The organism is Bradyrhizobium sp. 164 (assembly GCF_023073715.1).
GTDB lineage: Bacteria > Pseudomonadota > Alphaproteobacteria > Rhizobiales > Xanthobacteraceae > Bradyrhizobium.
The window spans coordinates 65,919-87,673 of sequence record NZ_JADPKA010000046.1; the positions used below are offsets into that span (position 1 = coordinate 65,919).

Annotated in this window: 21 protein-coding genes; 10 read left to right on the forward strand and 11 right to left on the reverse strand. The window is 64.5% G+C overall.

The genetic code is table 11. The features are described from left to right. Nucleotide 1 precedes the first annotated feature (1 nt). Nucleotides 2-1,807 carry a caspase family protein gene (locus IVB01_RS16500; protein WP_247280702.1) on the forward strand — a complete coding sequence of 602 codons (1,806 nt, stop codon included), beginning with the start codon at nt 2-4 and terminating at the stop codon, nt 1,805-1,807. A gap of 428 nt (nt 1,808-2,235) precedes the next feature. Here the strand turns inward: IVB01_RS16500 and IVB01_RS16505 are convergent, their stop codons facing one another. Continuing rightward, nucleotides 2,236-3,405, reverse strand: a complete 1,170-nt coding sequence (locus tag IVB01_RS16505) for a M20 aminoacylase family protein (RefSeq protein WP_247494694.1) — start codon at nt 3,403-3,405, stop codon at nt 2,236-2,238. A 147-nt stretch (nt 3,406-3,552) separates the two neighbouring features. Then, nucleotides 3,553-4,860: an adenylosuccinate lyase gene (gene purB / locus IVB01_RS16510; protein WP_247280704.1), complete on the reverse strand. Its 1,308-nt coding sequence runs from the start codon at nt 4,858-4,860 to the stop codon at nt 3,553-3,555. A gap of 566 nt (nt 4,861-5,426) precedes the next feature. Here purB and IVB01_RS16515 point away from each other — a divergent pair. Further along, nucleotides 5,427-6,014 (forward strand): TetR family transcriptional regulator, encoded by a 588-nt coding sequence (locus IVB01_RS16515; RefSeq protein ID WP_247280705.1) that lies wholly within the window; start codon nt 5,427-5,429, stop codon nt 6,012-6,014. 33 nt (nt 6,015-6,047) lie between these two features. On the opposite strand, the gene IVB01_RS16520 is transcribed toward IVB01_RS16515, so the two are convergent. The 3 genes from IVB01_RS16520 to IVB01_RS16530 form a co-directional block, all read right to left on the reverse strand. Further along, nucleotides 6,048-6,353 carry a hypothetical protein gene (locus IVB01_RS16520; protein WP_247280706.1) on the reverse strand — a complete coding sequence of 102 codons (306 nt, stop codon included), beginning with the start codon at nt 6,351-6,353 and terminating at the stop codon, nt 6,048-6,050. Nucleotides 6,354-6,457: 104 nt separating this feature from the next. After that, a complete protein-coding gene (locus IVB01_RS16525; RefSeq protein ID WP_247280707.1) occupies nt 6,458-7,111 on the reverse strand; it encodes a response regulator transcription factor in 654 nt (217 codons plus the stop codon). Between the two features lie 7 nt (nt 7,112-7,118). Continuing rightward, complete coding sequence (locus tag IVB01_RS16530) at nt 7,119-8,489, reverse strand: histidine kinase (RefSeq protein WP_247280708.1); 1,371 nt, start codon at nt 8,487-8,489, stop codon at nt 7,119-7,121. 214 nt (nt 8,490-8,703) lie between these two features. Between IVB01_RS16530 and IVB01_RS16535 the strand changes: the two genes are divergently transcribed. From IVB01_RS16535 to IVB01_RS16555, 5 genes are all read left to right on the forward strand, one after another. After that, complete coding sequence (locus tag IVB01_RS16535) at nt 8,704-9,474, forward strand: MotA/TolQ/ExbB proton channel family protein (protein WP_247280709.1); 771 nt, start codon at nt 8,704-8,706, stop codon at nt 9,472-9,474. Continuing rightward, nucleotides 9,471-10,142, forward strand: coding sequence for a hypothetical protein (locus IVB01_RS16540; protein WP_247280710.1), 672 nt, complete (start codon nt 9,471-9,473; stop codon nt 10,140-10,142). Before IVB01_RS16535 ends, IVB01_RS16540 begins: the two co-directional genes overlap by 4 nt. Then, nucleotides 10,135-10,740 (forward strand): hypothetical protein, encoded by a 606-nt coding sequence (locus IVB01_RS16545; protein WP_247280711.1) that lies wholly within the window; start codon nt 10,135-10,137, stop codon nt 10,738-10,740. Before IVB01_RS16540 ends, IVB01_RS16545 begins: the two co-directional genes overlap by 8 nt. Nucleotides 10,741-10,856: 116 nt before the next feature. After that, nucleotides 10,857-11,597 (forward strand): metallophosphoesterase family protein, encoded by a 741-nt coding sequence (locus tag IVB01_RS16550; RefSeq protein WP_247280712.1) that lies wholly within the window; start codon nt 10,857-10,859, stop codon nt 11,595-11,597. Between the two features lie 5 nt (nt 11,598-11,602). After that, nucleotides 11,603-13,042 carry a bifunctional serine/threonine-protein kinase/universal stress protein gene (locus IVB01_RS16555; RefSeq protein ID WP_247280713.1) on the forward strand — a complete coding sequence of 480 codons (1,440 nt, stop codon included), beginning with the start codon at nt 11,603-11,605 and terminating at the stop codon, nt 13,040-13,042. A gap of 22 nt (nt 13,043-13,064) precedes the next feature. Here IVB01_RS16555 and IVB01_RS16560 read toward each other — a convergent pair whose 3' ends face one another. Then, nucleotides 13,065-13,256 carry a hypothetical protein gene (locus tag IVB01_RS16560; protein WP_247280714.1) on the reverse strand — a complete coding sequence of 64 codons (192 nt, stop codon included), beginning with the start codon at nt 13,254-13,256 and terminating at the stop codon, nt 13,065-13,067. A gap of 50 nt (nt 13,257-13,306) precedes the next feature. Between IVB01_RS16560 and IVB01_RS16565 the strand changes: the two genes are divergently transcribed. Then, nucleotides 13,307-13,492, forward strand: a complete 186-nt coding sequence (locus tag IVB01_RS16565) for a hypothetical protein (RefSeq protein WP_247280715.1) — start codon at nt 13,307-13,309, stop codon at nt 13,490-13,492. Nucleotides 13,493-13,754: 262 nt separating this feature from the next. Here the strand turns inward: IVB01_RS16565 and rpe are convergent, their stop codons facing one another. Further along, nucleotides 13,755-14,456, reverse strand: coding sequence for a ribulose-phosphate 3-epimerase (gene rpe, locus IVB01_RS16570; protein ID WP_247280716.1), 702 nt, complete (start codon nt 14,454-14,456; stop codon nt 13,755-13,757). A 252-nt stretch (nt 14,457-14,708) separates the two neighbouring features. Here rpe and IVB01_RS16575 point away from each other — a divergent pair, with 252 nt between their 5' ends. Beyond that, nucleotides 14,709-15,506 carry an EF-hand domain-containing protein gene (locus IVB01_RS16575; RefSeq protein ID WP_247280717.1) on the forward strand — a complete coding sequence of 266 codons (798 nt, stop codon included), beginning with the start codon at nt 14,709-14,711 and terminating at the stop codon, nt 15,504-15,506. A 112-nt stretch (nt 15,507-15,618) separates the two neighbouring features. On the opposite strand, the gene IVB01_RS16580 is transcribed toward IVB01_RS16575, so the two are convergent. From IVB01_RS16580 to IVB01_RS16590, 3 genes are read right to left on the reverse strand one after another with little or no spacing between them, the layout of a single operon-like run. After that, a complete protein-coding gene (locus IVB01_RS16580) occupies nt 15,619-15,831 on the reverse strand; it encodes a KTSC domain-containing protein (protein WP_247280718.1) in 213 nt (70 codons plus the stop codon). 36 nt (nt 15,832-15,867) lie between these two features. Next, on the reverse strand, nt 15,868-16,878 hold the full coding sequence (locus IVB01_RS16585; RefSeq protein ID WP_247280719.1) for a P1 family peptidase: 1,011 nt from the start codon (nt 16,876-16,878) through the stop codon (nt 15,868-15,870). Between the two features lie 58 nt (nt 16,879-16,936). Then, nucleotides 16,937-19,774: a PAS domain S-box protein gene (locus IVB01_RS16590; protein ID WP_247280720.1), complete on the reverse strand. Its 2,838-nt coding sequence runs from the start codon at nt 19,772-19,774 to the stop codon at nt 16,937-16,939. Between the two features lie 233 nt (nt 19,775-20,007). On the opposite strand from IVB01_RS16590, the gene IVB01_RS16595 reads away from it, so the two are divergent. Continuing rightward, entirely contained in the window at nt 20,008-20,394 is a 387-nt protein-coding gene (locus IVB01_RS16595; protein ID WP_247280721.1) for a response regulator, read from the forward strand. A gap of 76 nt (nt 20,395-20,470) precedes the next feature. Here the strand turns inward: IVB01_RS16595 and IVB01_RS16600 are convergent, their stop codons facing one another. Further along, nucleotides 20,471-21,589 carry a branched-chain amino acid ABC transporter substrate-binding protein gene (locus tag IVB01_RS16600; protein WP_247280722.1) on the reverse strand — a complete coding sequence of 373 codons (1,119 nt, stop codon included), beginning with the start codon at nt 21,587-21,589 and terminating at the stop codon, nt 20,471-20,473. Nucleotides 21,590-21,755 lie beyond the last annotated feature (166 nt).

Sequence of the window (21,755 nt, forward strand, 5' to 3'; positions counted from 1 at the left end):
GATGAGCCTTGCGTGCGGACCGGCACACGCCGACCGGCGGGTCGCGCTCGTCATCGGCAATTCCGCCTACAAGAGCGCTCCGAAGCTCGGCAATCCCGTGAACGACGCCACCCTGGTCGGCGGCATGTTCAAGAAGGCCGGCTTCGATTCTGTCGACGTCAGGCTCGATCTCAGCGCCAGCGAGATGCGGCGCATGCTGCGCGAATTTGCCGGCAGGTCGCGTGATGCGGAGATGGCGGTGATCTATTACGCCGGCCATGGTATCGAGCTCGACGGCAACAACTATCTCATCCCGACCGACGCCACGCTGGAGACGGATGGTGACGTTCTCGATGAGACCATTCCGGTCGAGCGGGCATTGTTCGCGGTCGAACCGGCCAAGCAGCTGCGGCTGATCATCCTGGACGCGTGCCGGGACAATCCGTTTGCGAAGACGATGAAGCGCACGCTGGCCTCGCGCGCGGTCGGGCGCGGCCTCGCCAAGGTCGAGCCCACCAGCCCGAATACGATGATTGCATTCGCCGCCAAGGCAGGATCGACGGCATCGGATGGCGATTCCCGAAACAGCCCGTTCGCCGCCGCGCTGGTCGAGCACCTGCCGAAGCCGGGTCTTGATCTGCGCAAGGCCTTCGGCTTCGTGCGCGACGACGTTTTGAAAGCGACCGGCTACAAGCAGGAGCCCTATGTCTACGGCTCGCTCGGCGGCGACGACGTGCCGTTGGTCGCGGTCAAGCCGGCCGCGACTGGTCCGCAGGCCAACCCGCAGGAGGCCGTTCGCAGGGATTACGAGCTGGCGCTCCAACTCGGCACGCGGGACGGCTGGGAAGCGTTTCTGGCGGCGTATCCGGAGGGCTTCTACGCCAACCTGGCCAAGGGGCAGTTGAACAAGATCGCCGCCGAGGAGACGCGCGCGGGGGCCGAACAGAAGGCAAAGGCCGCCGAGCAGGAGAAGGCGAGGCTCGTTGCCGAGCGCGCCCAGAAGGCCGAGCAGGAGAAGGCGGCCGCGGCGGCCAAGGCCGCCGAAGAGGCGCGGATCGCGGCCGAGAAGCAGAAGCAGATCGAGCAGGCGAGGGCCGAGGCCGCCGAGCAGCAGCGCAAGGTGGCCGAAGCGGCGGCGGCGAAGGCATTGGCCGAGAAGCAAGCAGCGGAGAAAGCTAGGGCCGAACTCGCTGCAAAGCAGGCGGCAGAGAAAGCGGAGCAGGCCGCAAAGCCGGCGACCGACCGGCAGATTCCCGAAGTTGAGAACCAGAAGGTGGCCGCGCTCTCGCCTGCACCGACCTCGACGTTATCCGCAGCTGAGCTCGCCAAATCGGTTCAGAGCGAACTGCGCCGCGTCGGCTGCCTCACCTCGGCTGCAGAGGGCGAGTGGACTTCGGCCGCGCAGCGCTCGCTGACGCTGTTCAACAAATATGCCGGCACCCAGTTCGACGTGAAGCTCGCAAGCAGCGACGCACTCGATGCGTTGAAGGCGAAGCCGGGGCGCGTCTGCCCGCTGGTGTGCAATTTCGGCTTCAAGGCCGACGGCGACCAATGCGTGAAGATCACCTGCCGTGCCGGCTATCGCGTCGGTGACGACAATGAGTGCGAGAAGATCCCGGAGAAGAAGCCGGTTGCGACGCGCGAGGATTCGAAGAGGCGGGATCGGGACCGAAAACAAACGGAAGCCGCGCCCTCAGCGCCGCAGGCATCTGGTCAGGTGATCTGCAACGCGGCCGGGTGCAGGCCGATTGCCAAAGGGTGCCGGCTCGGGACGGCCAATCATCCTTCCAATCCGGCGTCTAAAATACCTGCCGAAATATGCAACTGATGATCAAGCGTTCATTTCGAGCGTACTCGTCGCGCTTAGAGCTCTCGGCCTGGACCTGCGCAAAGCGTTTGGCTTCGTGCGCGATGATGTGCTGAAGAGCACTGCCGGAAGACACGCGTGCCGCAGCCGAGCAAAAGGCGAAGGCGGCCAAGCAGGAGAAGGTGAGGCTCGTTGCCGAGCGCGCCCAGGTTGAGGCGACACCGTCCAAGCCGCATACATCTGGCCAGATCTTTTGCAATGCTGCCGGCTTGTCGGGAACGGATGCAGAATGGAGCGCGCTAGCACCGCTGATGCGAGTTCAGTGATGGTTGGCCGGACGAGAGACGTCTGCGATTGAGTCGGGTGAGTTAGCAAGTGTAGCCGACCACTTTACGTCCGCGTCGACAGAAAAATGGTGGGTTACGCCTTCGGCTAGTCCACTACAGACTCTACGCCGGCATCCGCGTCTCGATCAGCCGGGCCCAGAACGAGGCGCCGTGGCCCAAAATGTTGTCGTTGAAGACATAGGCCGGGTGGTGGCACTCGTTGCCGTCGCCCATGCCGACCAGGATCATCGCGCCGGGGCGGGCTTCCAGCATGAACGAGAAATCTTCGGCGCCCATCATCGGAACGAACTTGTCGTTGACGCGCTCGGTGCCGACGATGTCGCGGGCGACGTCGGCGGCAATGCCGGCCTCGCGTGCGTGGTTCATCGTCACCGGATACATCCGCGTGTACTTCGTCTCGGCCGAGCCGCCATAGGCGCGGGCGACGCTGTCGGCGACTTCGCCGATGCGGCGCTCGACGAGATCGCGCACTTCAGGATCGAGCGTGCGCACGGTGCCCGCGAGCTCGGCGACCTCCGGGATGATGTTGAAGGCCGTGCCGGCGTGGAATTGCGTGATCGAGATGACGGCCGATTTCAGCGGATCGACGTTGCGCGCGACGATCGATTGTAGCGCACCCACGATCTGCGAGCCGATCAGCACGCTGTCGATCGATTTGTGCGGACCCGCGCCGGCGTGGCCGCCCTTGCCGTGGACGGTGATCTGGATGTTGTCGGACGAGGCGAGCATCGCGCCAGGGGTGGTTGCGAAATGACCTTCGGGCAGGTTCGGCATGTTGTGCATGCCGTAGACCTCCTGGATGTTCCAGCGCGTCATCAGCCCGTCCTCGACCATGGCCCTGCCACCGCCGCCGCCTTCCTCGGCCGGCTGGAAGATCAACACGGCCGTGCCGTCGAAATTGCGCGCCTCGGCGAGATATTTGGCAGCGCCGAGAAGCATGGCGGTGTGGCCGTCATGTCCGCAGGCGTGCATCTTGCCCGGGACCTTGGAGGCGTAGGGCACGCCGGAGGTCTCCATGATCGGCAGCGCGTCCATGTCGGCGCGCAGGCCGATGGTCTTGCCGGATGCCGACTTGCGGCCGCGGATCACGCCGACCACGCCGGTGCGGCCGATGCCCGTCACCACCTCGTCGCAGCCGAATTCGCGCAGCTTGTCGGCGACGATGCCGGCGGTGCGGTGGACTTCGTAGAGCAGCTCCGGATTCTCGTGGAAGTCATGGCGCCAGGCGGCCATTTCGTCGGACAGGGCGGCGATGCGGTTGACGATGGGCATGGGGGATCCGTTTCTTGTGGGTTCTTGTCTTTCCGGGGGGATGCGAAGCATCGAGCTATGGTGCGCATTTGTGCACCAGAGAATCTGGAGATTGTAGCGCGAGATTCCGGGCTCACGCTTCGTGTGCCCCGGAATGACGAAGAAAATTCAGCTCTGCCCGAACACGCGCTTGAAGATCGTGTCGACGTGCTTGAGGTGATAGCCGAGGTCGAACTGCTCCTCGATCTCGGCGTCGGTAAGATACTTCTTCACCTCAGTGTCCTTCTTCAGCAGCTGAAGGAAGTCGCCTTCACCGCGCCATACCGGCATCGCGTTGCGCTGCACGAGCTTGTAGGAATCCTCGCGGCTGGCGCCCTTCTGCGTCAAGGCCAGCAGCACGCGCTGGGAGTGCACGAGGCCGCCGAGGCGGTCGAGATTCTTCTGCATGTTGGCGGGGTACACCAAGAGCTTGTCGATCAGGCCGGCGAGGCGCACCAGCGCGAAGTCGAGGGTCACCGTCGCGTCCGGGCCCATCATGCGCTCGGCGGAAGAGTGCGAGATGTCGCGCTCGTGCCAGAGCACGACGTTCTCCAGTGCCGGCGTCACATAGGCTCGCACCATGCGCGACAGGCCAGTGAGGTTTTCCGACAGCACCGGATTGCGCTTGTGGGGCATCGCGGACGAGCCCTTCTGCCCCTCCGAGAAGAACTCTTCGGCCTCCAGCACCTCGGTACGCTGCATGTGGCGGATCTCCACGGCGATGCGCTCGATGGAAGAGGCGATCACGCCGAGGGTCGAGAAATACATCGCGTGGCGATCGCGCGGGATCACCTGGGTCGAGATCGGCTCCGGCACGAGGCCCATGGCCTTGGCCACATGCTCTTCGACGCGGGGATCGATTTGCGCAAATGTGCCGACGGCGCCGGAGATGGCGCAGGTCGCGACCTCCTTTCGCGCCGAGACCAGACGTTCCTTCGCGCGCGTAAATTCGGCATAGGCATAAGCGAGCTTGAGGCCGAAGGTGACGGGCTCGGCGTGGATGCCATGGCTGCGGCCGATGGTCGGCGTCATCTTATGCTCGAAGGCGCGCTTCTTCAGGGCGGCCAGCACCTTGTCGATGTCGGCGAGCAGCAGGTCGGCGGCGCGAGTGAGCTGGACGTTGAGGCAGGTGTCGAGCACGTCGGAGGAGGTCATGCCCTGGTGCACGAAGCGCGCCTCGGGACCGACGATCTCGGCAAGGTGGGTGAGAAAGGCGATGACGTCGTGCTTGGTCTCGCGCTCGATCTCGTCGATGCGGCCGACGTCGAAAATAGCATCCTTGGCCTTGGCCCAGACCGTCTTGGCAGCTTCCTTCGGGATGGTGCCGAGCTCGGCGAGCGCGTCCGCCGCATGCGCCTCGATCTCAAACCAGATCTTGAACCGGGTTTGCGGCTCCCAGATCGAGGCCATTTCCGGGCGGGTATAGCGGGGGATCATCTGACGGCTCCAAGAGGTGGGCGGGACGCCCCTGGGGATGCTGGGGGCGTGGGCACCGGCCAAAATGCTTTTTACGCCGCGATTTAGCAGAGCGGGGAGGGCGAAACAAACGATCCGGGCCCGCGGCCGGGGGTGCGGGGTAACTATCCACCGGTGGGCGGAGCCAGCCACGCGCTGGACCAAAGATCAGCTATCAATCACGGATCATTGACTGACAGATATTGAAATCTGTCAGCGAGATGTGTATATCCGTCTCCGGACGCTCCGATTGGGCGTCCCGCGACAAGCCCCGGGGAGCCCGACATCCGAAGCAAGCTCGGATCGGAGGGCCGATTGAAGAACGGGGAAAGCGGACGAATGGAGACTTAAGACATGACGACCGAAATCCTCAATTTCACCGGCATGATTGGGCATTGGCTCAATTTGCTGGTGGCGCGCCAGATCGCGGCGCAGGCTGCAAAACTGCCTCATTAAGGCATAGGCTTTCCGAAACGACCGGCGAGGGCGCTTCGGAAACAGCCCTACTGCCGGGTAACTGAGCCCTGAACGGGAACAATGGTGCTGGCATGAATGAAGCTGTTGTCTTGACGCCGGAGCGGATCCTCGAAGTCACCGAGGACGTGCTCAGGCGCTTCGGACTTGCCAAGGCCACCGTGGTCGACGTTGCCCGTGCGCTCGATGTGAGCCACGGCAGCGTCTACCGCCATTTCCCGAGCAAGGCCTCGCTGCGCGAAGCCGTTGCCAAACGCTGGCTCGACCGCATCGACGCGCCGTTGCGCGCGATTGCCGAGGAGCAGGGCCCCGCGCCTGATAGGCTCGGCCGCTGGCTGCGCACGCTGTTCGCCGCCAAGCGTTCGCGCGTCCTCGACGACCCCGAGATGTTCCAGACTTATCTGACGCTGGCGCGCGAGGCCTGCGCAGCCGTCAAATGTCACAAGGACACCATGATCGACCAGATCGCGGCGATCCTGGCCGACGGCATCAAGCAGGGCGTATTCGAGGTGGACGACGTCAAGACGACCGCGCGCGCCATTTTCGATGCCACCGTCCGCTTCCACCATCCGGCCCATGCCGACGAGTGGAAGGACGCCGATCTTTCCGCGCGGGTCGATGCAACGCTGGCGCTACTGCTGCGCGGATTGAAGGCGGGTTAGGCCACGCCACCTGCCCACTTGGCGCGAGGGCCATCAACCTCTCGCCTTGTGAAGAAAGCTACCATTGCGGGCCGGGGGCGCCGAAGCCGAGCGTTTCCGCGCATGGAAGTTCGGCTCGGACGATGGCACCACCGGGGGACTTTCAGGGTATGCATTGACCGCGATTTCGACAGCATCCTTTGACCGCTTGCGCAGGCGGTAGAAGGTTAGCTCCTGATCGAGCATGGGGCAGCGGAAGTGGACGACGGCGGTGTCCGGCAGACGGCAGAGTTCGTCGATGAGCTCGCCTACTGTGATGATCGGGGGATGGTCGACTGCGTTGTGATGACCCTTACTCATGACCGTTTACTCCTTCTGCCGTACTAACCGGAGCCGGATGGGCTCCGTTCCAATTTCGTTCGGCAGATTGGCGAGCTTCAAGACGGAGTGCGGCAGCTTTGCTGCTAGATCCTCGTCAGCCCGCACGTTGCTGCGAGCCGCACGAGCTGTGCATCCGTGCGTGCGCCGGTCTTTGATTTGATCAAATAATGGTAGTTCTGGACTGTTTTCACACTGAGATTGAGATGCGTTGCAATCTGCTCGGTGGTAGCGCCGCCGGCGAATTGGCGCAGGATCTCGATCTCCCGCTCGCCCAGCTGATCCAGCGCTGAACCCGTCGGCGATAGGCTGTCCTCGGCGAGAATATGCGCGATGTCGTCGCTCATGGCGCGCTCGCCGCGCGCCACGCTGCGGATCGCATTCACGATGGCGGACGGCTCGCTGCTCTTGGTGACGAAGCCAGAGGCGCCGGCGCCGAAGGCGGCTTTCACCAGCACGGCTTCGTTGTGCATCGTGAAGATGAGAATGCGCGCCCGCGGGCTGCGCGCGCGGATGTTGCGGATCGCTTCCAGCCCGCTCGCGCCGGGCATCGAGATATCCAGCACGACCACGTCGGGGTCATGCGCCTTGAAGGCGCCATAGGCGTCCGCAGCATTGTCGGCTTCCGCGACGACACGAAGATCGCCCTGGCTTTCCAGCACACGCCGGTAGCCCTGCCGCACGATCGGGTGGTCGTCGACCAATAGCACGGAGATGCCTGTTGCCGCGATATCATTCACGTCGGCCTCATGCGGCGAGCGGGATGGTGGCGGCCACGCTGAGGCCGCGGTTCGCAGGCAGGATCGACAGCGATCCACCGGCGGCTGAAAGGCGTTCGCGGATGCCGGTGAGGCCGAATCCGGCCGATTGCGCGACGCGCTTGGCATCGCCGCCGCCGTCGTCTTCGACCCGGATCAGGAGCGCGTCGTGCTCGCCCGCGCGCCGCTCAACGCGTAGCGAGATCTCGCGCGCGGAGCTGTGGCGCAGGGCGTTGGTCAGGCATTCCTGCGCCACGCGATAGGCGGTGATGGCCGCCGGGCCGCTGATATCGGTAAGATCGCCCCTGAGGTCGAGCTGGATTGTCGGTCGCGCCGCGCTCTGCGAACGCCAGCTATCTACCAAATTCACGAGACTTGCCTCGAGCCCGAGCTCCTCGGGCAGGGGATTGCGCAGCCGCTTCAGCGCATCGCGCAGCGAGGCCATCAGATGATGGGTGGCCTGTGAGATCATCCGCGCATCCTGCGCGATGCCTTTATCCCTGTCATGCTTCGCGCTCGCCGTCTCGATGGTGTTGGCGAAGGCGAGGATGGCGGAGAGATTTTGTCCGAATTCGTCGTGCAGCTCCCGGGCGAGCGCGCGGCGTTCGTCGTCGCGGATCTCGATCAGCCGCCGGGTCAGCGCCGCGCGCTGCTCGGTCGCTTCCTCCAGCCGGCCGCCGAGCGCATCGACGGCGCTGCCGATCATCGCAAGCTCCATCGAACGGAAGCGCGGCAGCTTCGTGCGATACTGGCCGCGCGCCATACGCTGCAACGCGGTGACGATGGTGCGTGCCGGCGCCAGCGCGTGCGCGATGGCGAGCGAAGCCAGCAGCGCGATTGCCGCCGCCATCAAGAGCGCGACGTCGATCACGTTGAGGATGTACTCCCAGGCGAGCGAGATCGCGGCGGCGGCGTCCGGGGTTGCAACCACCGTGCCGGCGGCCGCTGCGCGCGGACTGACGGGCCGCACCACCTCGGCATGGCTGCCGAGGAAGGTCGGCACGATCGATGCGAACCAGTGCGGCGGCGTCTTGCCGATGCCTTGGCTCTGGCCGCAGAGCGGCTTCTCGAACGCCGCGGCCGGCTGGAACTCGACGCAGACGCCGGGCGAGATCAGCTTCATTGTCTCCAGCGAACGCCAGTCCGGAACCGGCAACAGATGTTCGCGTGCTCTGCTGCTGCGCAACAAGAGCTCGCGCCAATATAGCGCCTGAAGCGCCTGCGCGACCCTTTGTGCGGAAGCCGCGGTCGCTCGGTCGACGCTGCGATAGGCGTCGAACGTCGCCCATACCGTCGCTGCTCCCAGGCACAGCGCCACGATGAGCAGCAGACGGGCGACGAGCTGAAGCACGAGGCGCATGCGATCACCCCCAACCTTTGGTAAGCTCAGCCTAACAACGCCGCCGCGCCTTGCCAATTGCGGGGAACGGCAGGATGGCAGCTCGGGCAAATTTCCCAAGCCGGATTGGGCATGGCTCTTTGGACCTGGCGCGGCGGCTTTGATCTAATCGGCCAAAGAATCCTTCTAGGCCAATCTTTCTCGGCCAATCGTCGCAAGCCAGGAGCAGTGCAGCATGAGTTCGATGACGATTGGGCCGATCGCGGGCCACGCTGCCGACCCGACCGAGCGCAGCGCGCTGCTGTTCTGGATGATCTTCACCGGGCTCTCGATCTTCGCCGTCGTGCTGTTGTGGCGCTTCGGCCTGATCCACCTGATGCTGACCTCGGACCGCACCTACATTTCGAGCGTGATCGCGCTGCTTTACGTCGTTACCTGCGGCCACTGCTTCCTGCGGACGCGGGCGATCGCGCGGGAGGGAGCAGCGGCACGGCGCTGCCGGGCGGTGCTGTCGGCCGCCGGCGGCAGCAAGGCGCTCGACGCTAGCGCAACAGCGCTACCGCGCGGCCTGGTGCGCGACCACATCGAGAGCCTCGTGACCAAGGCCGCTGCGCAAGGCTACCGGCCGGTCGACCAGACGCTGCTGCTGCGGACGCTCGCCGACCGGCTGCGCGGCTCCAACGGTTTTGGCGCCTTCGTCTCGGACACGCTGATGAAGCTCGGCCTGCTCGGCACCATCATCGGCTTCATCATCATGCTGGCGCCGATCGCGGGCCTGGATGCCGCCGACAAGGCCGCGATGCGGTCCTCGATGGGGCTGATGAGCGACGGCATGGCAGTGGCGATGTACACGACGCTGGCCGGCCTCGTCGGCTCGATCCTGGTCCGCATCCAGTACTACATGCTGGATGCCGCCACCCAGCGGGTGTTCTCGGACGCGGTGGTGCTGACCGAGACCTATGTGACGCCGGTCCTGGAGCGCAAGGGTGCTGGAACGCCGTCATGATGGATGATTTCGGTCTCTATCCGCGCGAGGAGCCGTTCGATCCGCTCGGCGTGATGCTGTTCAAGGCGCTCCAGGTGATCGCCTTCCTGTTCTTTCTGGCGCTGCTCGCGGTCTCCCCGGACGCCAAGGAGGGCAAGATCGACTCCAAGGCCGAGTTCATGATCACGCTGGACTGGCCGGACAACCACCCCGATGATCTCGACCTGTTCGTGCAGGACCCCGCCGGCAACATCGCCTGGTATCGCCACCGCGAGGCCGGCTTTCTCACGCTTGATCGCGACGACCGCGGCGGGGCCAACGACTTCATCATCGTCGCCGGCAAGAAGATCGCCTCGCCCATCCGCGAGGAGATTGTCACGGTGCGGGGCATCGTCGCCGGCGAATACACCGTCAACGTCTCGCATTTCGTGGCGACGACCGGCGAGCCCGTGACGGCCAACGTGAAGGTGCAGAAGCTCAATCCGACTGCGCAGGTGGTCTTCGACAACAAGTTCACGCTCGATCACACCGGCGACGAGAAGACCGCGGTCCGGTTCCGGCTCGATGCCGAAGGCAAGGTCGTCAATGTCGACCAGCGGCCGAAATCGCTATTGGAGACGTTCCGCAGCAGCTGGCGCAACGGCGCCGATGTCGATCCGAAGACCCGGGTGAGGGTGCGCCGTGAGTAATCTGCAAACGGTCATCCTCACTTTGTCGGTCGCCTATGCGGTGATCGGTGCGCTGCTGCTGGTCGTGCTGGTCTATGCGCGGCTGCACTGGGTCCTGAAGGCGACGGCCGTCGTCATCACCAGCGCCTTCTATGTCGTCAGCTTTACCGAAATGCGCGGACTGCTCGGCTGGGCCAGCTCCGACCGGATGCCGACCGCCTTCAAGCTGCTCCAGGCCCGCATCGTCGAGCCGCATTCGTTGGAGGGCGATCCCGGCTCGATCTATCTCTGGGTCGAGGCGCTCGATGAGGACAATCGGCCGAGCGGCATTCCGCGCGCCTTCCGGGTGCCCTATGACGACAGGCTGGCCGACAAGACCCATGCGGCGCAGAACGAGATCGCGGCTGGGCATCCGCAGGGCGGGCGCGCCGCCGATTTCGGCGGCGGTGACGGCAGCCTGATCGACATGGTGCGGGAATATGTGACGCCGAAGACGATCTTGGAGACCAGCGGCGGCGATTCTTCGACCGGCGAGTTCAACGCCCCGCCGGCCGGCGCGCAGGGCGTCGTGTTCACGCCGCTGCCGCCGCCGCGGATGCCGCCAAAGGACGAGCAATAGCCCTTCACCATCGCGGCAGCGGCCCGCTGGAAAACCGGCACGCGCCGGCGCATGTTCTTGACGTCCCTCAATTTGGCCTTATCGGCTTCAGATAAGATTTTGAGGGTGGAGGGTGCGTGCTCCTAGCTGTCTTCTCGGATATCCACGGCAACCGGCAGGCGTTCGAGGCGTGCCTGAAGATGGCCCGCGCGAAAGGCGCGGAGCGCTTCATCCTGCTCGGTGATTTCGTCGGCTATGGCGCCGATCCGGAATGGGTCGTGGACACTGCGATGGAGCTCGTTGCCCGCGGCGCCATCGCCGTGCGCGGCAATCACGACCAGGCGGTCAATTCCTCGGCTGAGACCATGAACGCCGAGGCGCAGGTTGCGATCGAATGGACTCGCGGCCGGCTCGACAGGGCGCAGCGTCGGTTTTTGGCCGAATTGCCGATGCTGATGGAGGACGACGGTCGCCTGTTCGTGCATTCGGAAGCCTCCAGCCCGCAGCGCTGGCACTATGTCCGGTCGACGGCGGATGCGGCCAAGAGCCTGATCGCGACACCCGCGCATATCACCTTCTGCGGCCACATCCACAGACCTGCGCTCTATTCGATGTCGGTGACGGCGAAGATGACGAGCTTCGTGCCGAAGACCGATGTCTCCGTGCAGCTCCTGCGTGGGCGGCAATGGCTTGCCGTGCTCGGCTCGGTCGGCCAGCCCCGCGACGGCGATCCGTCCGCGTCCTTCGTGCTGTTCGACACGGTCTCGTGCCAGATCACCTATTGCCGCGCGCCCTATGACGTCGCGACCGCGGCCGGCAGGATCCGCGACAACGGCCTGCCGCATTGGCTGGCCGACCGGCTGTCGCAGGGGCGCTGACGGTGATGCCGAAATCCCTGGTCAAAGCAGGTGCGGAAATCGACGGTTTCACCATCGGTGAATGCGTTCATGCTGGCGGCATGGCGACGTTGTGGACCGTCACCCATCCCGGCATCGACATGCCTTTGCTGATGAAGATCCCGCGGGTGTCGGAGGGTGAGGATCCCGCGGCGATCGTCTCGTTCGAGATGGAGATGATGATCCTGCCGCGGGTTGCAGGCCCGCACGTGCCGGCCTGCTTCGGCACCGGGGATTTCGCGCATCAGGCCTATGTCGTGATCGAGCGTATCCCCGGGGCGACGCTCTACAAGCGACTGCCGGACTTGCCGCTGCCTTATGACGAGGCGCGGCAGCTCGTGGCGAAGATCGCGACCGCGCTCGCCGACCTGCATCGGCAGAACGTGATTCATCACGACATCAAGCCGAGCAGCATCATGTTCCGCGGCAGTGGCGAGGCCGTGCTGATCGACTACGGCTTGTCGCACCACAACCATCTGCCTGACCTGTTGCAGGAAGAATTTCGTCTGCCTTACGGGACCGCGCCCTACATGGCCCCGGAGCGGCTGTTAGGCGTGCGCGACGATCCGCGCAGTGACCTCTTCTCGCTCGGCGTGCTGCTCTATTTCTTCACCACGGGCGAGCGTCCCTTCGGCGAGGGTGAAACGTTGCGCGCGATGCGGCGCCGGCTGTGGCGCGATCCCTATCCGCCGCGCGCATTGCGCGCCGGCTATCCGCCCTGGCTGCAGGAGGTGGTGCTGCGCTGCCTCGAGATCGAGCCGGTGTGGCGTTATCCGACGGCGTCCCAGCTCGCCTTCGATCTCACCCATCCGGACCAGGTCAAGCTCACCGCGCGCGCGGAACGGCTGAAGCGTGATTCCCTCGGCGTGGCGTGGCGGCGCCGCTTCAATCAGGGCGTCATGCAGCCACGAGCGAAATCGGATGTCGCGGCGCAGATCGCGTCGAGCCCAATTCTTGCGATCGCGCTCGACACTGTGGAGGGCGCACCGGAGCTGAACGAGGCACTGCGCGTGACGACCGAGCGCATTCTCGCCACGCTGCCCTCGGCGCGGCTGGCCTGCCTCAACGTGCTCAAGCTCAATCGCATCGCGATCGACCGGACGCTCGACGAGCAGGGCTCCAACAAGCATATCGACCGCCTGGTGGCGCTCCGGCATTGGGCGGCGCCGCTCAAGCTGGACGAGAGCCGGTTGTCGGTCCATGTGCTGGAGGCCGTCGATCCCGCCGCTGCCATCCTGGAGTTCGCCGAGGTCAACCATGTCGACCATGTCATCATCGGCGCGCGGCAAGGCTCGTTCAGGCGCACCTTGCTCGGCAGCGTCTCGGCCAAGGTGGCCTCGGAGGCGAGCTGCACCGTCACCATTGTGCGGCCGCCGCGGATGGCGGGGGATGTGGCTGAAGCGGATGACGGCGAGGCGGCCGGATAGGGCTGCGCCTACAAACGGCGGATCAGGCCGCGTGGGCCGTGTGAGCCGCGTGCTTACGGCGGATGGGCCAGGAGAATTGCGGGTCAGCCTCGCCGTGATCCGCGCTGCCGCCGAAATACTGGATGATCTCGCGGCAGGGCTCGCAATTGAACAGGTTACGCGACGCGGATGCCTTGGTCATTTCCTTCAGGCAGTTCGGGCAATGCGGTCTCATGGGGCGGTCCGGAAAAGGAAATCTCAGTGTCGGCGCTGCGAGGCAAACGAATGGTCGACGTCCGCATTGCTGGGCCCGGCATCGTCGTTCCGCGTGCGATCGGCGCGTTCGAGGCGGCCGAAGAAGTAGTCGAGATTCGGATGCGGTCGCCGTGGAATACGGCACCTGCGCTTCGGCTGACGTTTCACGAGTGCGAGCTGCATGGCATCACCCCCGGCGACGCTGAAGGTGAATGATGCGGGCAGAGGATGCGGCCTTCACCGGTCGCGCCATGTAGAGGCTGCGAGCTGCAATCGCAGCATTCAATCCAAACCACAACGCTACGCCAGTCCAAACCAGGGTCGTCGTCATGATGTGCTCCCGTCAAAAGCAGGCAGGAGTCACTTGCGGTGATTTGCGCGAATCAGGGAAGTCCGGATGAGTACGGATCAAGATTCCGTTTAGGCATTGCGCGCCGCAACACTTGGGAGCTGCAGGTTTGCGGACTCCCGATCCAGCTCAAATCGCTTCGCCGCGTGCGCCTGCGGCTGCGTTGCGGATGGCAGCGATGTTGGTCTTGTAGGCCTCCTGCGTGCCGCCCCTGAACACGGAGGTGCCGGCGACGAAGGCGTTGGCGCCGGCGGCCGCAAGCGGGCCGGCAACGTCAGGACCGACACCGCCATCGACCTCGATGTCGATCGGGCGTCCCGCAATCATCGCGCGGATGTCGCGGATCTTGCCGATCGCGGAGGGGATGAAGGCCTGGCCGCCGAAGCCGGGATTGACCGACATCACCAGCACGAGATCGACCAGGTCGAGGACGTATTCGAGCGCGCTGATCGGCGTGCCCGGGTTGAGCGACACGCCCGCCTTCTTGCCGAGGCCGCGAATGGCCTGGAGCGAACGGTGCAGATGGGGACCTGCCTCCGCATGCACCGTGATGTGGTCGCAGCCGGCTTTCGCGAAAGCCTCAAGATAGGGGTCGCAGGGCGAGATCATCAGGTGCGCGTCGAAGATCTTCTTCGTATGCGGGCGCATCGCCTTGATGACCTCGGGACCGTAGGAGATGTTGGGAACGAAGTGTCCATCCATCACATCGAGATGGATCCAGTCGGCGCCTGCCGCGTCCACCGCGCGCACCTCCTCGCCGAGCCTTGAGAAGTCCGAGGCGAGGATCGAGGGCGCGATGGCCAGGGGACGGGGGGCGAAAGCTTGGGTCATGGCGCGTTTTCCGGGTGGCGGCCGAAGAAGAATGGCCTCGCCTAACATGGGCCTCTGCGGCGGGCAATGCAGGGGGAGGCTGCTTCCTGTGGGCGGAAATTTCTGCCGCGACCGGCACGAATTGCCGGTGTTCCCGGGCTGTGCAAGGCGCAGCGAAGGCGGATTTTGTTGAGCTTTTGACGCTGGCACGACGCTTGCTGACGTCGTTCGGAACATTGGCCGCGGCATGCCGCATCGGGTTGGAGTTGTGCAATGTTGTTTGCCCTTGGCGCGGTATCGAGTGCGCTCGACGCGATCCAGTCGTTGACGAACTCGAAGTCGTCATCGGCAACGCAGAAGGCCGGATCGACGCATAAGACCGGATCTCCGCAAGGCGCGACCAACCCGTTCGCGATCGACAGCAGCAGCATGACGTCCTCGTTGGTCGGCTCAGGCAGTCCGCCACAGATCGCGCCGGCGACCATGACGGCGCTGCTCGCCGCGCAGAGTCAGTCGACCGATGGTGCGAGCGGCGCGACCAGTTCGACCTCATCGGCGCCCTCGACCTCGAAGGGCCGGCAGGCGGCGCTGAAAGATCTGTTCTCGCAGATCGATGCGGACGGCGACGGCAAGATCACGAAGGCCGAGTTCGAGGACGCGCTCAGTGCCGGCGGCACCAATCTCGCACAGGCCGATGACGTGTTCTCGAAGATGGATGCGAATTCGGATGACAGCATCAACCTCGGCGAAATGACGAAGGCGCTGACGAGCGGCCATGGCCGCCATCAGGCGCAAAGCGCCGGCGGATCGGGCGATGCGGCAGGCGGCGGATCGGAATCCTCGAAGGCAAGCAGAGGATCGACCTCGACGACGACGACCAATGCCGATGGCTCGACCATCACCACCGTCACCTATGCGGACGGCTTCAAGATGTCGACGACGGTCCCTGGCGCGTCCCGCTCGTCAACCGCGAATAGTGGCGGCAATTCGCCGTATGACTGGTTCGGGCAGATGATGCAGCGCCAGGCGCAGGCCGCGTCCACCGCTTCTTCGACGTCAATGAGCGTGTGAGCGGGATCCAGGCTACAGCATGATCTGGGAAAGCGTGCAGCGGTTGTCCGAATAGATCATGCTCAACCAATAACCCAAAGCGCAATGACGTTCATCCTGATCTCATCGCGCTTTAGCCTACGTAGTCGTGGGTAGTGTCACGATAGGCATACCGATCGCGGATTTCGCGGTTGAAGAACGATCCCTTTGAGCGGGCCTGACTGAACGCGGCCGCGACCTCGGCCGGAACGTCCTCGTAGACATACAGGCGACCGCTGACGAAAGTCACCTTCAGCTCACGCGTGTCGGGCGCATAGCGAAAGAAGCGGATCACTGACGACGGCATGACGGTGCACCTTGGCTCCGTCGGAATAACGCCATGTCAGGCGTTTCGTTGCTCTCCGAAGCGATCGTTCCACGCCGGCTGCGCCCCGGCGAACGGCAGGGCCGTCGCGCCGTAAACGCCGCGGGCGATGGCACGCGCGACCACGTTGGCTGCGACCGTGCCGAGTTCGGTGAGGCCGACCAGCGGCTCGATCGGCTTCACGCAGGTCGCGGCGGCGAACAGCACGTCGCCGTCGGTCGGCGCATGCACCGGATAGATCGCGCGGGCAAAGCCGGTATGCGCGATCATCGCCAGCCGCTTGGCCTGGGGCTTGGTCAGCACCGCGTCGGTGACGACGACGCCGATCGTGGTGTTTTCGCGCGCGCTCGCGGCAGGACCGCCCTTGATGCGCATGCGGAGCATGTCGTCGGTGAACTTGTCCGGCAGGCCGCGTCCGCCGAATTCGCCGTCCACCTCGAACGGCGCCGCCCAGAACCACGGTCCGTTGCCGACGGTGACGCTGCCCACCGCGTTGACGGCGACGATCGCCGCGACCTTGACACCGTCGGGCGTCAGCGCCGAGGCCGAGCCCAGCCCGCCCTTGAACGTTGCGGTGGTGGCACCGAGGCCGGCGCCGACGCTGCCGAGCGCGAAGTCCGTGCCAGCGGCGGCTGCCGCGGCGTAGCCGAGCTCGCGATAGGGCGAGAAGCGTCCCCAGGCCTTGTCGCCGCCGTTGAGGAGATCGAACAGGATCGCGCCCGGCACGATCGGGATCAGCGCTTCGCGAACCCGGTGGCCGCGGCCCTGCTCGGCGAGCCAGGCCTGCACGCCGCCGCCGGTATCGAGGCCAAAGGCGGAACCGCCCGACAGCGCGATGGCGTCGATGCGCTCGACGGTGTTGGCAAGATCGAGCAATGCGTCCTCGCGTGTGCCGGGTCCGCCGCCGCGAACGTCGATCGCGGCGATCGCGGGAGAATCGAAGATGACCGCGGTCGCGCCAGAGGCGACTTTTGCGTCTTCGGCATGGCCGACGCGGACGCCGGCAACGTCGGTGAGGAGATTCTTCAAACTGGCCTCGCGAGCTGAGAGGAGTTCGCCTCTGCGATAGCGCAGAGACGTCGCAGGCTCAACTGGCGAGGGCCGCCCTGAGCATCTTGGCGAGCTCGGATTTGCGGTAGGGCTTGGCCAGCAGCAGCACGCCGGAATCGAGCCGGCCGTGATGGACGATGGCGTTCTCGGTGTAGCCCGAGGTGAATAGCGTCTTCAGGTCGGGGCGGCGCTTCTGCGCTTCGTCGGCAAGCTGGCGGCCGTTCATGTTGCCTGGCATGATGATGTCGGTGAAAAGCAGGTCGATGGTCTTGTCGTTGTCGATAATGGTGAGGGCCTCGGCGCCGTTGGCGGCCTCGAGCGCGGTATAGCCGAGGCTCCTGACCTGCGTCACAACATATTGCCGCACCAGGGCGTCGTCCTCGACGATCAGGATCTTCTCATTGCCGCCGGCGATCGGCGCATTCTGGAGCGCCTCGAACGCGGTCTCCTGCACCCCGGTCGAGCGCGGCAGGTAGATCTTCACGCTCGTGCCGTGGCCTTGCTCGCTGTAGATTTTGATGTGGCCGCCCGACTGCTTGACGAAGCCGAACACCATGCTCAAGCCCAGGCCGGTGCCCTTGCCAACCTCCTTGGTGGTGAAGAAGGGATCGAATACCCGGTCGATCAGGTCCGGCGGAATTCCGGTGCCGGTGTCGCTGACGGCGATCATCACGTAATTGCCGGCGACCACGTCGGGATTCATACTGGCATAGCCGTCGTCGAGGAAGATGTTGCGCGTCTCCAGCACCAAGGTGCCGCCGTCGGGCATGGCATCGCGCGCGTTCAATGCGAGATTCAGGATCGCGGTGGAGAGCTGGCCCGGATCGACCAGCGCGGGCCAGGCGTCCTCGGTGAGCTGCGGCAAGATCGTGATCTGCTCGCCCAGGGTCGGATGCAGCAGCTTGGCAGCTTCGAGCACCAGTGCATTAACGTCGATCTCGCGCGGCTGGAGCGGCTGCTTGCGTGCGAAGGCGAGCAGGTGCTTGGTCAGTTGCGCGCCGCGTTCAGCCGCATCGTCGATCAACTTGGTGATGGCGGCAAGCTCCGGCCTGTCGGCGACGGCGTCGCTGAGAATGCCGATCGTGCCCGTGATGACGGTCAGCACGTTGTTGAAGTCGTGAGCGACGCCGCCGGTCAACTGGCCGATCGAATCCATCTTCTGGACCTGCCGGAGCTGGGCCTCGGCCGCCTGCTTGTCGGTGAGATCGCGGCCGATGAAGAAATGGCGTTTCACCGGCTCCGACCAGGTGCCCATCCAGTTCAGCGTGACCTCGTGACCGTCGTAATGGTAGTAGCGCGCCTCGAAGCTGCGCTTGACCGCGCCACGCCGGGCTGCGCGCATCTCGCTCCGCGTCTTCTCCAGATCGTCAGGATGGATGAACTCGGTCGCGCTGTGCCCGACCATGTCCTCGGGGCTGTAGCCGAGAATGTTCTTCACGCTCGGGCTGACCTGGACGAAATTGCCATAGCCGTCGGTGACCAGGATCAGGTCCTGCGATGTCTCGAAGATGCGCTGGCGTTCTTCAGTCTCGCGGCGAAGCTTCTCTCTCGCCTGCTTCTCTTCGGTAATGTCGTGGGCGATCTTGGAGGCGCCGATGATCTCGCCCTGATCTGTGCGCAGGGGAGAGATATTCAGGACGACGTCGAGTGGGCGTCCGTCTTTTCGGATGCGGACCGTCTCGTGCTGGGCGATCGACTCGTTGCTGGCGACCCGGTTGAGGATGCTCCTGACTTCGCCCTTGCGGTCCGGCGGCACGATGATGTCGATTGGCTGGCCGACGGCTTCCGCAGCGGAATAGCCGAACAGATGCTCGGCGGCCTTGTTCCAGCCGGTGATGATGCCGTCGAGCGTTTTCGTGATGATGGCGTCGTTGGAGGACTCGATCACCGCGCCATATAGCGCGAGGCGCTTGCCGTAATAGTCGCGTTCCGAAGCCGATTGCTGGCGCAACCTGCCGACGAGGCCCATCGTGTGCGCCTGAAGACGGACATTCTCGATGAGGAGCACCGCGAGCACGAAGGTCGCTGCGGCGAGGCCGTAGAGCCGGCCGGCATAGAAGCCGAGGTCGAAGCGCGCGACGTTGACGATCGCCGACAGCGCGATGTCGAACAGCCAGGCGCACATGACGACCATGAGCCAGACGTCGATGACCGTATGCGGTCTGCGGAACCAGAGCGAGACAAGCGCGGCAAAACTCAGCGACCACACGAAGGACACGACGCCGATCATGGTCGGCGTGTAGTGGCCGTCGCGCAGCAGGACCGGCAACAGATCGTGTTGCGCGGTGACGATCCAGGTGCAGACGGCCATCGCGACGATGATTCCGAGCACGCAGGCATAGATCGCACTGCTCGTCGCACCCCGGAGCCGGGAGCCTCCGTCCTTTTCCTTCAGCCAGGCATAGCCCAGCACGCATAGCGGGAAGACGCCGTGCCAGATCATGTAGAGCCAGACCGTGGTTTGCCGGCCCGCGCCGAAGAGCCCGGTCGGTGTGAACAGGCCGGGGAAGGTGAGGGCATGGACCAGTGCCGCTGCGGCGGTGAAGAGATAACCGGTCGCGAGCCATAGCAATGCACGAGTCCGCAAGACTGCGAATTGCGAGAGCAGCAGCACTGCCGTGACGATGTCGCTGATGGCGAGCGCCGATTGGTAACTCGCGACGAAGGCGGGGACCGGCAGTAGCGGGATACCCGCGAAGGGTACAGCCGCTGCGAACAGGATCGAGGACACGCCGACAATCGTCAATGCCGCAGCGCGGTCGGTCGAGGTGGCCGGCAGGGTCGAAAGAAATGTGCTTCGGTCGATCGTTGCAGGCACGTCCACCTCTCGCAGGTCGATTTTGAGCTGGTCGGTCTTCAGCAGGGTCTTGAGCATCTCCGCTAGTCTCATTCGACTGCGAGCCCGTTCATGGTAGCGGGTTCTGGCGCTCATCGTGAACGGAACCGGCTTACGACTCAACCGACGGTTACAGCTTACTTAATTCTGGTGAGAACGCGGAGCAGGGATCGGTAAGATGGGCTTTACTGGACGGTGTCATAATGCCCCTCCGCCGCGGCGGGTTCCAGGTTTAAATCAGGCGATCTGATTTCGATATCGAGAGTTGTCCCATGCCCCGCGTTCTCGTCATCGACGACCAAAAGGACGTCCGCGCGATGGTCGCGATCGTGCTTCGGGTCAATGGTTTCGAGGTCGTGGAGGCCAAAAGCGGTGCGGCGGGGCTGAAAGCCTTCGCGGAAAGCCCCTTTGACGGGGCGATCGTCGACATCTTCCTCGGTGATACCAACGGCCTGGATGTCATCGCGGCCCTGCGCGAGCGCGCGCCTGCGCTCCCCGTCATTGCGGTGTCCGGAATGACGACGCTCGATTTCATGGACCAATCGCCCCACCTCGCCAATGTGGTCTGCCTGCAAAAGCCGTTTCGACCGAATGATCTCCTGCAAGCTCTGCGAAAGGCCGAGGCGGCGCCGAGCGGCGAGCTGCCGGCCGCGGTCTGACCTCACGCAAGAAGAACGCCCCGGGGCGAGCCGGGGCGTGGTGATGATTGGTCGGTCTGAGGCCACTCTAGCGGGGTTAGGTGCCGTTGCCCCTGATCTCGACGTAACCGCCCTTGGCATCCCATTTGTAGACGACGTAGTCGATCTGCTTGATGTCGCCCTTGGCGTCATACTCGATCGGGCCGATCACGGTGTCCCACTTGCCGGCCTTGATCGTCTCCATGACCTTCTTGGCGTCGGTGGTGCCGGCCTTCTTGGCCGCCTGCGACCAGACCTGCATCGCCGCGTAGGTGTAGAGCGTATAGCCCTCGGGATCGATGCCCTTGGCCTTGAACGCCTCGACGATCTTCTTCGCCGTCGGCTTATTGCGCGGATCGGGGCCGAAGGTGAACAGCGTGCCTTCGCCGGCCGGACCGGTGATGGAGGCGTACTCCTTGTCGGCGAGCGCGTCGCCGGCCATTAGCACGGTCTTGAGGCCCTGATCGCGCATCTGACGCAGGATCAGGCCGCTCTCCTGATGATAGCCGCCGACATAGACGAGATCGATGTTGTCACGCTTCAGGCGCGAGACGATGGCGTTGAAGTCTTTGTCACCCTTGTTGTAGGACTCGTACATCTTCTCGGTGATGCCGGCCTTGTTGAGCGCCTTCTTGGTCTCGTCGGCAAGACCCTTGCCGTAGGTGGTCTTGTCGTTGAGGATCGCGATGTTCTTGCCCTTGTAATTCTTGGCGATGTATTGCGCCGCGATCAGGCCTTGCTGGTCGTCGCGGCCGCAGACGCGCGCCACGTTCCAGAGCTTGCGCTCGGTGAACAGCGGGTTGGTCGAGGCCGGCGTGATCTGGAGCACGTTGCCGTCGGCATAGGCCTCCGAAGCGGGAATCGACGAGGACGAGCAATAATGCCCGGCCACGAACGGGATTTTCGCGCCGGCGATCTTCTCGGCGATCGAGCGCGCCTGCTTCGGATCGCAAGCGTCGTCCTCGACGGACAGGGCCAGCTTCTTGCCGTTGAGACCGCCGGCGGCGTTGATGTCGGCCACGGCCATCTCGGCGCCATTCTTCATCTGGCGGCCGAAGGCGGACTCGCCGCCGGTCATCGGGCCTGCGACTGCGACGGTGACATCCTGCGCGAATGCCGCGCTCGAGAGCGCGAGCGATGCGCCGAATGCCAGGCCGATGAGCTTCAGTGATTTCATGAGATACCTCGCGGGTGGTCGCCTGTGGAAGTTGCCGGGCTTGCCCGGTTCAAACCGGCGCCATTCTCGAATGAATTTGAGGAGAAGTCACCGGCAAAATACGGGCATCGGCGGAGATATCTCGCCACATTCGGCCCGCACGTGGGTCGGCCCTTGTCCGGCTTCG